Origin of the sequence: Moraxella sp. FZLJ2109 (genome assembly GCF_024296965.1) — a bacterium.
In the GTDB taxonomy this organism is placed as follows: Bacteria; Pseudomonadota; Gammaproteobacteria; order Pseudomonadales; family Moraxellaceae; genus Moraxella.
Window position 1 is genome coordinate 416842 of the sequence record NZ_CP101112.1, and the last position, 12480, is coordinate 429321.

General features: G+C 47.2%; 11 protein-coding genes. 7 read left to right on the top strand and 4 right to left on the bottom strand.

Translation table 11 applies throughout. The features are described from left to right. Window positions 1-76: 76 nt before the first annotated feature. The gene (locus tag NKU06_RS01945; protein ID WP_254731937.1) at window positions 77-937 is read left to right on the top strand and encodes a carbon-nitrogen hydrolase family protein; all 861 of its coding nucleotides are present in this window, start codon (window positions 77-79) and stop codon (window positions 935-937) included. A 27-nt stretch (window positions 938-964) separates the two neighbouring features. On the opposite strand, the gene NKU06_RS01950 is transcribed toward NKU06_RS01945, so the two are convergent. Both NKU06_RS01950 and NKU06_RS01955 read right to left on the bottom strand, forming a co-directional pair. Further along, window positions 965-1807, bottom strand: coding sequence for a nucleoside-diphosphate sugar epimerase (locus NKU06_RS01950; RefSeq protein WP_254731939.1), 843 nt, complete (start codon window positions 1805-1807; stop codon window positions 965-967). A 15-nt stretch (window positions 1808-1822) separates the two neighbouring features. Next, window positions 1823-3631 (bottom strand): DUF4105 domain-containing protein, encoded by a 1809-nt coding sequence (locus NKU06_RS01955; protein WP_254731941.1) that lies wholly within the window; start codon window positions 3629-3631, stop codon window positions 1823-1825. 150 nt (window positions 3632-3781) lie between these two features. On the opposite strand from NKU06_RS01955, the gene ampD reads away from it, so the two are divergent. The 4 genes from ampD (at window position 3782) to fdxA (ending at window position 7625) form a co-directional block, all read left to right on the top strand. Further along, window positions 3782-4387, top strand: a complete 606-nt coding sequence (ampD, locus tag NKU06_RS01960; protein WP_254731943.1) for a 1,6-anhydro-N-acetylmuramyl-L-alanine amidase AmpD — start codon at window positions 3782-3784, stop codon at window positions 4385-4387. Between the two features lie 124 nt (window positions 4388-4511). After that, on the top strand, window positions 4512-6062 hold the full coding sequence (gene murJ, locus NKU06_RS01965; RefSeq protein WP_254731945.1) for a murein biosynthesis integral membrane protein MurJ: 1551 nt from the start codon (window positions 4512-4514) through the stop codon (window positions 6060-6062). Between the two features lie 522 nt (window positions 6063-6584). Then, entirely contained in the window at window positions 6585-7064 is a 480-nt protein-coding gene (locus NKU06_RS01970) for a hypothetical protein (protein WP_254731947.1), read from the top strand. Window positions 7065-7301: 237 nt separating this feature from the next. Next, a complete protein-coding gene (gene fdxA, locus NKU06_RS01975; protein WP_253224130.1) occupies window positions 7302-7625 on the top strand; it encodes a ferredoxin FdxA in 324 nt (107 codons plus the stop codon). A gap of 114 nt (window positions 7626-7739) precedes the next feature. On the opposite strand, the gene NKU06_RS01980 is transcribed toward fdxA, so the two are convergent. After that, the gene (locus NKU06_RS01980; protein ID WP_254731949.1) at window positions 7740-9245 is read right to left on the bottom strand and encodes a sodium:alanine symporter family protein; all 1506 of its coding nucleotides are present in this window, start codon (window positions 9243-9245) and stop codon (window positions 7740-7742) included. A gap of 237 nt (window positions 9246-9482) precedes the next feature. After that, entirely contained in the window at window positions 9483-10793 is a 1311-nt protein-coding gene (locus tag NKU06_RS01985; protein WP_253224608.1) for a solute carrier family 23 protein, read from the bottom strand. Between the two features lie 297 nt (window positions 10794-11090). On the opposite strand from NKU06_RS01985, the gene NKU06_RS01990 reads away from it, so the two are divergent. Together NKU06_RS01990 and NKU06_RS01995 are read left to right on the top strand one after the other, a co-directional pair. After that, the gene (locus NKU06_RS01990) at window positions 11091-11888 is read left to right on the top strand and encodes a thioesterase family protein (RefSeq protein ID WP_254731951.1); all 798 of its coding nucleotides are present in this window, start codon (window positions 11091-11093) and stop codon (window positions 11886-11888) included. Then, window positions 11881-12480, top strand: a complete 600-nt coding sequence (locus NKU06_RS01995; RefSeq protein ID WP_254731953.1) for a methyltransferase domain-containing protein — start codon at window positions 11881-11883, stop codon at window positions 12478-12480. Before NKU06_RS01990 ends, NKU06_RS01995 begins: the two co-directional genes overlap by 8 nt.

Sequence of the window (12480 nt, forward strand, 5' to 3'; positions counted from 1 at the left end):
GTTGCTTTCGCCACAGTTTCACCGCCCAAATTTTCGCCACTACCTATTTTAAATTCTTATCGCAAATTAACACGCCATGAACACCCTAAAAATCGCCAGCATTCAGCTAAACAGCCAAACCGACATCGATGCCAACCTTGCCATCATCGCATCTGCCGTGCGTGACGCCGCAGCACATGGCGCGCGCTTGATCGTCCTGCCTGAAAATGCCTGCGTGATGGGTCGCCAAAAAGATTTGGCAGCGCGATTTGATAAAATTTGTGAGTTTTATCAAGCACTTGCCAAAGAATGCAGCGTGCATATCTTGGCAGGCACTTTGCCTTGTCCGACGCGTCCTAATGGTCAAATGGTTGCGCATGACAAGGTACGGCAGGTCAGCCTATTAATCGATGATACAGGCTCTGTGAAGGCGCGCTACGATAAAATCCATCTGTTTCGCGCAACCGTCGATGATGCCACAGGTAGCTATGATGAAGGTAAAACCTTTGAAGCAGGCGATCGGCTTGTGGTCGCGGACTGTATGATCGATGGCGTGGCGGTCGGCATCGGTATGATGATTTGCTTTGATGTGCGCTTTCCTGCACTCGCCCAACGACTGCGACAAATGGGCGCGGACATCATCACCGTGCCTGCGGCGTTCACCTTTTTGACAGGGCAGGCACACTGGCAAATGCTGCTACAAGCGCGCGCCCTTGACAGCCAATGCATGGTGATCGGCTCAGCACAAGGCGGCACGCACCACATCGGCACGAGCACGCGCGAGACTTGGGGACATTCACTGATCATCAATGCACACGGACAAGTTATCGCCGATACGGGCAGCACCGATGTCGATGAGCACGGTTATCTTGTGGTGTATGCAGACTTTGACCCCGCCAAGCAAGCCAAAATCCGCCAAACGATGCCGATTTTTGATTGCCATCGATTGGGCGCGTGATTTTCATGGAGAATGCGTGATGTGTATTTATTCTTGTAGCTGATCCATCACCGCTTGATAGCCTTGGCGATAATCGGCAAAAGACAGCCACGACCTTGGCAGATTGCTAATGATACGCTTGCCTGTTGGCGCACCATCTAGACACTTGGGCGGTGGATAGCCCATCTGATCTGCGATAAATGACAGCACTTCAAAACTGGTCACAGGCAAAAAGTCTGTCGCCAGATACACGGGCTTAGGCCTGTCTGATTGTAAAATCTGCGCAAGCGCCGCCACCAAATCCTGATCCATGATGCGATTGGTATAATGATGGCTTGGTACGCTTGTTTCGTGTGCGGTTTTGGCTTGGGTGATCAGACGCGTGCTATTGATATGATAAATACCACTGGCGCGTACGATGACGGCCTTATCGCCAAATGTGTCGATCAGCACCTGTTCAGCTTGGCGCAGCACCACAGCAGTCGCACTGGCAGGATTTGCCTGCGTCATCTCATTGATCCACTCGCCTGCATTTTCGCCATACACTGCCGTCGATGATACGAACAGCACTTGGTGAAGTGCCGCCATCTGCACTGGATGCGCTTGGTACAGCTTAGCAATGCTATCACAGACTGACCAATAGCTGTCTTGATACTCTTGGGCTGTCGCTTGCTTGCCTACCTTTGTTGGCGTGACAATGATTGCAATGTGCGTCACACCCATCACATCACTGATCTTTAGATCTTGTGCGCGTTTTTGGATAAATCGCACAGGCGCAGCATAAGCCTTGGGTGTCGTCGCAACTGCACTGACCGCAAAGCCCGCCGCCAACTGCTCTGCTAGAGGCTTGCCAACACCACCCTGCCCGATGATCAGATATTCTGCGCTCATTTTCCATTCCAATAGTTAAAAATATGTTAATAATGATACCATCGCTTGTGTGTTGGTGTCGTGATGATTGCGCTCGGTTTTGGTCACAGCACGCACCGCATGAGTGCGTCCGATATCCGCCTGTACACCGACGCTCAGCGATGGCTGAAAATAGCCTGATCGCACGCCATTAGCACTGTCATGATGATAATAATACGGCGCTGCGACCTCGATCATGCCACGCAGATGATCGGTGGCATAATGCACACAGCCTGCCACAGGCCCTGCACCGATGCGATAGCCTTGATTAACCCTACCCACTTGTACACCACCATCGATGAGCGCATAGCAAGTGGTATCAGCGATCTCACCGCTCCCAGCACGCGCCTGCCCCATGTTCCATGATTTGCCTTTTTGCATTCCGACATCCAGCACCAGATGGTCTTGATTGCTGGTATCGGATGCGTCCGTGACTTGGGTAAATCGCAGTCGCTGCCCCCAAGCCTTGCCCACACCTTTTGGATCAGTGGCATTATTTTTGGCAGTGTTGGCAGGGTTTAGGCTGCGCGTTGAGAAAATGGTCAAGTCTTTAAGCTGTACCTTCTCATCATTGACGATGGTATCGACAGATAACAACTGCAAATCTAAAAGCGGTCGCACACCCACAGGATTATCCAACAGGTCTTGATACGCACCATTGAACGAGATGCCATAGGTTGCCTTTTTTGCCCATTTATCATCCAATCCTACACCAATGCCGATGCGATGCACTGGCGTTGCATCCGCTGGATTATTGCGGCTTGGAGTGATTGTACTGATATCAAACTCATCACCATTATTAAGATAAGCTTGACGAATGGTTGATACTGATGGGATAAATTTGGTCGATGAGACCACACCTTGCTCGTCTAAAATCGCCGCGATGCGTGCAGGAATGACGATGTTGCCAACGCGCTTTTGCAGTGCCATCTGTGGGCGCACCACATCGATCAAGCGGACGATTTCGGTCGCGCAATTATCATGGGTGAAAAAATACGGACGCGCCATATCCTTGACTTCCCAAATATGCCGCACGATTTGCGCTACTTCATCTTCGGACAGATTCAGCGCATATTGCCACAGATCGCGTTCGTCTTTTTGTAGATAGTCGGCTTGTTTCTTGGCAAATGGCAAAATCTCCATCACACCTGCATAACGCCCTGCGATCGACTTGACTGTCGCCGTCAGCGTACCATCATCAGCATCTGGCACAACTGTATAATTGATCACCATCGCGCGCGCATCGTCATCACGCCCATCATCTGCGCGCAGTAGCACATGAGCAAAGGCAGATGCCAGCGCATTGGGATGTTCTTCGGCGAAAATCAGTGACAGACGCTTGGCATCCAGACTGTCTGCAAAGGCTTGAAATTCTTGGCATTTTTGTAAATCCAATGGCACATCGATACCCAGTTTTTTAAGCCTAGTTGCCAAAAAATGCATCCGCGCAGGAAAGCGGCAGATCGCGTCATTATCCATCTCAGCCAGCGCATTGATCGTCGCGATAAGCTCAGCGCGCGCATCGTTATGTCCATTTTTTGCCAAGAAAAAATTCGGATGATCAATACGGCTGCCTGCTTTATCCAAGCGATCAGGGAATAATAACAAGCGACGCCATGCCACCGAATCGGCGATTTCATTTATCTGCGCATCACTTAAATCAAAGGCAGGTTTTAGCTGCGTCAATTTAAGCTGCGTGCCATCAGTAATGCTGTGCGCGGTAGAATTTGCCATCGCGCCATGACAGATCGCCACACAGATGGTCGCCATCGCTGCTTGCTTTACCACAAAAGAAAATTTCGCCATGTGCACTACCTACAGTTATCATCAAACAGTTATTATCGGTAAGTGCATTGTAACACAGTGATTTATACATTTACCAAACTAAATCATCTTAAAATTGTGCTAAAATAAAGATAAATGCGTGATGAATTTTATAATGAAGTGGCTACAGATATGAGTTCACAATTTTTTATCGAAGATGGCTTATTGCATGGGGCGACATGGCTGCCATCGCCGAATTTTAATGCGCGTCCGACAGACAGTACAGGCATTGTTGCAGGCATTGTCATTCATAACATCAGCCTGCCGCCATCTACTTTTGGGCAAGTTAATGCCGATGGCGTGCATCATGTCAAGGCATTTTTCCAAAACCAGCTCAATGCCGATGACCACCCTTATTTTCAGACCATTCACACAATGCAAGTCTCAGCGCATTTGTTCATCGAGCGCGACGGCACGGTGACGCAGTTTGTCAATTTCAATGACAGAGCTTGGCACGCGGGCAAATCGCACTATCTTGGGCGTGATAATTGTAATGATTTTACCATCGGCATTGAGCTTGAAGGCAGTGATGACACACGCTATGAAGGCGTGCAATATCAAGTGTTGGCGCAGATTATTGCCGCCATTTATGATGCATATCCTGCCACGCGTCGGCATTTGATGGGACATAGTGACATCGCTCCAATTCGCAAAACCGATCCTGGTGTACATTTTGACTGGCAAAAACTGCGCGCGATGGTGGCGAATTTATTGGCAGATTCAAGCGAAAATCAGTAAATCTGCACGCTTGGGCGTGATTTTGATAAATCTGCTTACAATAAAGCGCGGTTTTGCTCGATTTTTATGACAAATTTCTCAAAAACACAGTAAAATACAGCATTTTTGGCAATGAAGTAAACTTATGGCAAAATCTCGGCTTTTTCGCTCGACCATGATTGTCAGTGCATCGACCATGCTTTCACGCATTTTGGGATTGGTGCGCGACATGGTGCTGATGAGCGTGTTTGGCGCAGGCGGTCTGATGGATGCGTTTTTGGTCGCCTTTAAGATTCCCAATTTTTTGCGCCGCCTGTTTGCCGAAGGTGCGTTCAGCCAAGCCTTCGTTCCTGTTTTGACCGAATATAAAGAAAAGCGCACCTTTCATGAAGTGCAGCTACTAATCAGTCGCGCATCGGGCGCGCTGACATCGATTTTGCTTGTGCTGACGGTGGTGGTGATTTTGCTTGCGCCACAAGTCATCACCCTATTTGCCCCTGGGTTTCACGGTGATGGTGAGAAGTTCGCTACCGCAGCTGAGCTACTTCGTTTGACCTTTCCTTATCTGCTACTGATCTCGATGACTGCGTTTTATGGCAGTGTGCTCAACAGCTATGGTAAATTTGCTGCGCCTGCCTTTGCGCCTGTCTTGCTCAATGTCTGCATGATCGTCGGCGCGCTGATCATTGCGCCGATGATGGATACACCGATCATGGCGCTCGGCTATGCGGTGGCGGTATCGGGCTTATTACAATTACTCATCCAACTACCGCAGCTGTGGAAACAAAAACTACTGGTCGCGCCAAGTATTGATTTTAAAGACGAAGGCGTCGTGCGCATTCTTAAGCTGATGTTGCCTGCGATTTTTGGCGTGTCTGTTACTCAGATTAATTTGCTACTATCTACCGTCTTTGCATCACTAATGATCGCAGGTTCGGTATCATGGATGTACGCTGCCGAACGCCTAAGCGAGCTGCCACTGGGACTGATCGGCGTAGCGATCGGTACGGTGATTTTGCCAAGCTTATCATCCAGCCGCGCTAAGGCGGATGATGACAGCTTTAAAAAGACACTGGACTGGGCAGCGCGTTTGATCATCTTGATTGGTCTGCCTGCTGCACTTGCGATGTTTGTGCTGTCGGATGTGCTGATGGATGCGCTGTTTGTCCGCGGTGAGTTCAGCCACCAAGACGCCTTGATGAGTGGTATCGCGCTCAAGGCATTGGCAGGTGGCATTTTAAGCTTTATGCTGATTAAGATTTTTGCGCCTGCATTTTTTGCAGGTCAAGACACCAAAACCCCTGTAAAAGTCGGCATTGCCTCAGTTTTTGCCAATATGATTTTTAGCGTGCTGTTCATCGGATTGTTTTATTTATTTGATTTGCCGCTGCATGGCGGATTGGCATTGGCGACGACAGCGGCAAGCTTTGTCAATGCAGGTCTTTTGTACTTTATTTTGCATAAGCGCGGCATTTATCGCTTTGGTACGCACTGGAAAAAGCTGTTCACGCAGTTTGGCATTGCAAGCGCGGCGATGGTCGCAGCCTTGTATGTGATTTTGCCTTATTATCCGATCGATGGTGGTCAATGGTTAAAAATCGCCATTCTGCTCGGTATTTGTGCAGCAGGTGCAGCGGTGTATGGTGTGGTACTGCTTGCGACAGGTTTTCGCCCGCGTCAGCTAAAGCATGGTTGATTTTTGGTAAAATTAAACAAATCCAAAAAAGCACATGCAATGCATCACTACAATTCATTGTATTATTGAAAATAGTATTTAAAAAATACAATGAATGTAGGGTGTGCTGAGCGCACCTTTCAGATAGCTAATGTGTCAAATCATCAAGGAATTTTTGCCAAATTTATTATCAAAATCAGTCGTCTTTGCCAAAATGGTGTGAAAGCCGCACCCTACGGCAGATTTTCAATGGTATAAAAAATAAACAGATGCATACGAGCGCATTGCATACACCTTTTATACATAAAACCTTACCACTACCCAACAATCTTTGAATTATAGTCAAACAAATTTAAAATAAGGCAAGGAAAACGAGCGAAGTTGTACAAGTGGTATTGCAAGCGAGTTTGACGCTGTATTATTTTAAAGTTGGCAGGCTATACAAATATTCACTGATAACATAAAGCATACAAAGGCAGCTTGTGATTTGTCGGCAATGCCCTAAAATAGAATTTACATTCATTTTAATTTACAGGAAAAGACATGACCAAACCAGTCGCCACTCATATCGATGCCAACATGAACCTTGAGAACATTCGCCTAGAATGCCAAAATCTTGCCAAATCTCGCGCCAAGATCTCAGCAGGCGTGGCGGTGATTCCGCTGCCTTTTTTGGATGTCGCCATCGATGTGGCAATGCTGTCTAAACTACTGCCTGAGATTACCACGCGCTTTGGCTTGACCGATGTCGAGCACGCACAAGCCCAAAGCCAACAAAACCTAAAAGAAAAAATCATCGCAGTCGGCGGCTTGGTTGCAGCGCGCGGTGTGGTAAATAAGACCGTTCAAGGCTTTGGCGGCAAGTTTGTTGGTAAACAAGTCAGCAAATATGTACCGTTCGGCGGTCAGATCGTCGCAGCGACTTTGGGTTATATGATTTTTAAGAAAATCGCTTTTGATCAAATCGAAGAATGCTACAAGATCGCCAAACAAGCACAGCGCGACAGTTTGCAAAATTCATAAGTCATCACCGCCAAAAACCGTTTAGCAAGAATCATTTGCATTTGCTAAACGGTTTTTGCTGTTTTTGGCTATATTTTTTCGATTTTGGCATAATAAAATCACGGGTTTTATTTGAGAAAATCCGCCAAACGCGTTACAATATCAAAACAATTTTTTCGGGCGCTGCCCACTCTTTTCCACGGGCAGCTAGCCACTCGGCTATCGCGAACGCCCCAGCCAAAAGCCAAAGGTAATCACATGACATTTGTAGTAACTGATAACTGCATCCGCTGTAAATACACTGACTGTGTTGAAGTTTGCCCTGTGGATTGTTTCTATGAAGGCCCAAACTTCCTAGTCATCAACCCAGATGAGTGCATCGACTGCGCACTGTGCGAGCCTGAATGCCCTGCCAATGCGATTTTCTCAGAAGATGAAATCCCTGCGGGTCAAGAAGAATTTCTTGCTATCAACGAAGAGCTGTCTGGCATCTGGCCAAACATCACTGAGAAAAAAGACGCCCTGCCTGATTATGAAAAATGGGACGGCGTCAGCGGCAAGATTCAATATCTTGAGCGTTAATCGGTGGATTGACCCGTTATTAAAAAGCTCTGATAATATCAGAGCTTTTTTATTGGCAATTTTTAGAAAAACAAAAGCCGCTCAAACTGAAGTGGCTTTTGCTGATAGATCACATCACTTCCAAATATCTGAACGCACCTTTTGGGCAAGTTTTGGATATTTATTGATGTCAAACACTGGTTTATCCACGCCCGCTTTGAGCTGAGCGTTATAGTCTTTGACCAGTGTAAACACATGGCGTGATAGTAGCACGATGGCGATTAGGTTGATAAACGCCATCACACCCATCGTCAAATCGCCCATATCCCATACCACAGCCACTTTGGTCACGGCACCAAAATACACAAAGCCAAGCACCGCCATGCGGAATAAGGTCAATAAGAATGCGTTATTTTTCAAAAACTGCATATTTGACTCAGCATAGGCATAGTTGCCGATGATGGTCGAGTAGGCAAACATAAATAGTACAATTGCCAAGAAATACTGACCCCAAGCACCGACATGACTCTCAAGCGCTGCTTGAGTCAGCTGTACACCTGACAAATCAGCGGCATTTTCTGGCATCACCGCAAGCAAAATCACAAACGCCGTGCACGAGCAGACAATCAGCGTATCCACAAACACGCCCAACATCTGAATGATGCCCTGCTCCACTGGATGCTTGACATTGGCAGCGGCGGCAGCGTTTGGCGCAGAGCCTTGACCGGCTTCGTTTGAGTATAGACCACGCTTGATACCCTGCATCATCGCCACCGACACCATCGAGCCAAACAGACCACTGCCTGCCGCTTCAAAGGTGAATGCTTTGGTAAAAATCAATGAAATCACGCTTGGGATTTTATCAATATTCACACCAACGATATACAGCGCAACCAGCAGATAAAACAGCGCCATCACAGGGACAAAAGTCTCAGCAATCTTTGCCACACGAGTGATACCACCAAAGATAATCGGCGCAGTAATCACCACAAGCACCGCACCCACGACGTGCTTATAAATTTGCCAATCAGCTTGGCAAGCATCATTCTCACCCACACAGCCTGCTGCCGATTGGATGGCAAGCGCGATTGAGTTTGACTGAATCGACTGATACACAAAACCAAAGCACACAATCAACGCAAATGCAAACACCACGCCCAGCCATTTTTGGCCAAGACCTTGTTCGATATAGTAGGCAGGGCCGCCACGGAAGCGATTGGTGTGCTCATCACGCACCTTGAATAGCTGAGCCAGACTGCTCTCGGCCAATGCCGAGCACATACCAATCAAGGCAATCAGCCACATCCAAAATACCGCACCAGCACCACCGATACCGATAGCAATCGCAACACCTGCGACATTACCGACACCGACACGGCTTGCAAGACCTGTGACAAAGGCTTGAAAGCCTGAGATACCGTCAGCATCATTGTCATTTTTGCGGCTGCCAAGCATCGTTTTGATGCTTTGACCAAATAGGCGAAACTGTGCAAATCCCGAGAAAACAGTAAAGAAAAAGCCAATGCCGACCAACATCCAAATCAACACATCCCACAAAGGCGCATTAAAGGCATTGACCGTACAATGTAAAATCTCGACAAAGCTTGGCTTTGCCGTACAAGAAAGTGGATTTTCGTACATAAAACACTCCATCTTGATGGCAACCCATCGCCATCCAAGATAAAAAAGCACAAAAAAAGATGATAGCAACTTGCCATCATCTTCCTTAATTCAACAGTTTTTTATAGTTGACTATACAATATAAAAAGTAATGCGTATTATAACTGATTTTTTGGTAACAATCACGCAATTTTAGAGAAATATCTTAAAATTCATTAAAATTACAAAGCCATCACCATCAGCGTTATTTATGAGCGATTAATGTGCTTGACCTACCTTTTCTTCTCGTAGGCTTAAGAACCAATGCAGAATAATCGCTGCAAAAGTCGCTGTGCCAATACCGCCTAAGTTAAACTCACCAATCATCAAGCCAAAATCACCAGTGCCAAGGATGATGGTGATGGCAGCAACCATCAGGTTTTTGTTGCTGGCAAAATTCACCTTATTATCAATCCAAATCTTCGCCCCAGCAATGGTAATCAGACCAAACACCACGATCGATGCACCTGTCAGGACTGGACTTGGAATGGTCTGAATCATCGCACCAAATTTCGGTGAAAAGCCCAGTACCATCGCAAACACACCTGCCACCACAAAGATGATGGTTGAGTACACGCGAGTCACCGCCATCACACCGATATTCTCGCCATATGTGGTCATGCCTGTGCCACCCACACCTGCTGATAAGGCAGTCGCCACACCATCAGCAACGAAGGCTTTGCCAAGCTGCGGGGTTAGGTTTTCTCCAGTCATTGCACCGACCGCCTTGATATGACCCAAGTTCTCCGCCACTAGGATAAATGCCACTGGCGCAATGATCAGCATGGCGTTGGTATCAAAGGTTGGCGAGCTAAAATTCGGCAAACCAAACCAAGCAGCATCACGAATCAAGCCAAAATTAATCGGCTCGCCCAAACCCATCACATTGGTTGCAATCGCATAAATCACATACGCCATCACAAGACCAAGCAGTAGTAGTAATCGCTGCATAAAGCCACGAGCAAATACCGCAATCATCCCCATGCATAGCACAGTAATCAGTGCCATCCACAGCTCAAATGGCTTGCCTTGTACGCCTTTGACAGTCACTGGTGCTAGGTTTAGACCAATGATCATCACCACCGCACCTGTCACCACAGGCGGCATCAGCTTCTCAATCCAGCGCGTACCTGTCGCCATCACAATCAGACCAATCACAGCATACAATATACCACAGGCAATGATACCGCCAAGTGCCACAGATAGATTTGGATTCGCCCCTGAGCCTGTGGCGTGTGCTGTCGCTGCCGCCACAACGCCAATAAATGCAAAGCTTGAGCCCAAATAGCTCGGCACACGCCCGCCTGTCATCAAGAAAAATAAAATCGTACAGACACCCGACATCATGATGGCTAGATTGGCATCAAAGCCCATCAAAAGCGGTGCCAACACCGTCGCACCAAACATCGCCAGCACATGCTGCAGACCCAGCATGATACTTTGACCTACCGGTAAATATTCATTGGTGGCAACAGGTTGCGTATTGATATCGCCTTGATAAGGCTGCCATTTTGGGAACCAGCTCATAATAACTCCAACGGTATTTGATGCACCAAAAAACGGCGAATGGAGTTTTCCAATCACCTTGCATCATCATTTGCTTAATAAAGTGAGATATTTTTATAAAATTTCACTATTGTACTACATTTGGGTGATGAATGTGTAGGATTTATAACTGTCATAACCAAAAAATTGGAATGATGGGTCACACTAAGTCGCTAGCCATGTACTTGTTATTTTGTTACAATGCTTAGTGCCAATTTTAAAAAATCCATTTTTAAAATGCAAATAAGGAAAGCCAGTAAACTTATCAAAAAAGGATTTGTCATGCCAAGTTATTATCAACTCTTAGACCGCCAAGAACAAACCGATGGCAGTATCATCGCTCGCTACATAAGCACCAACCACGCCCAAGGCGCTTGGAATGAGCACGAACAGCACATGGCGCCTGCCACGGGCATCATCAGCCACGAATTACAACATTTCTCCCCACGCACCGATATGCGTATCGCTCGCATAAGCCTAGATATTTTTGGACTGATTCATGCCGGTGAATTTGAGATCACCACTCGCACCATCCGAGCAGGTCGCACCATTGAGCTGATCGAATCAGTCATGACCGCCAAAGGCAAAGTAAGCATCACCGCTCGAGCATGGCGACTGCAGATGAGTGACACAAGTGCCGTCGCAGGACTCGAAGATACACCAGTCGCCATCTCAGACAATAGATGGCCGATGGATGTGCAGTGGGCAGGTGGATTTATCCGAAGTGTAGAAGCCTGCACTGATGATCGCCGTGCCGGTAGCGGTGTGGTATGGCTGAGCAATGACCTTGAGATGGTCGAAGGCGTGTCGACGACGGACTTTGTACGGTTAATGGGCATGGTCGATGCCGCCAATGGTGTCGTACCACGCATCGAGCAGCAGACGATTGAGTGGCTATTTCCCAATCTAGACCTGCAAATTCATCTATATCGCCCACCCGTCGGCAAACGCCTAGGCTTACAGAGCGTACAACAAATCGGTGATGATGGTATCGGTCTCACCAGTAGTATCTTGCATGATGAGCTTGGGCCATTTGGTCGCAGTGAGCAAATTTTGACGGTGAGACAGCTGCATGGATGACACTGTCGCACAAGTCAGTCACGCCAGCTTTTGGCAAAATCGCTATGACCAAGGTCAGACCAATTGGGATGCTGGTGGTATCACCACACCGCTTAAGACCTATATTGATCAGCTTGATGATCGCCATCAACGCATCTTGATCGCTGGTGCTGGCAATGCTCATGAAGGTGCTTATCTGCACCAGCAGGGTTTTGATCGTGTGTTTTTATTGGATTTTGCCACAGCACCGCTTGAGCGATTTGCCAAAGCTTATCCAGATTTTCCCCGTGATCATTTGTTATGCCAAGATTTCTTTGATCTTGATAGACTAACCTTTGATTTGATTTTGGAGCAGACTTTCTTTTGTGCCATTCATCCCAAGCGGCGACAGGATTATGCCAAACAAATGCATCGCTTATTGGCGACAGAGGGCAAATTGGTCGGCGTGTTGTTTGATTGGCAATTTGAGACATCGCCGCCTTTTTCTGGAAGTATTGATGAATACTTGATACTGTTTTCAGAATATTTTTATATTAATACAATGGTACCTTGTTATAATTCCATCCCCGCCCGCCAAGGCAAAGAACTGTTTATTCACTTAACCAAAAAATAG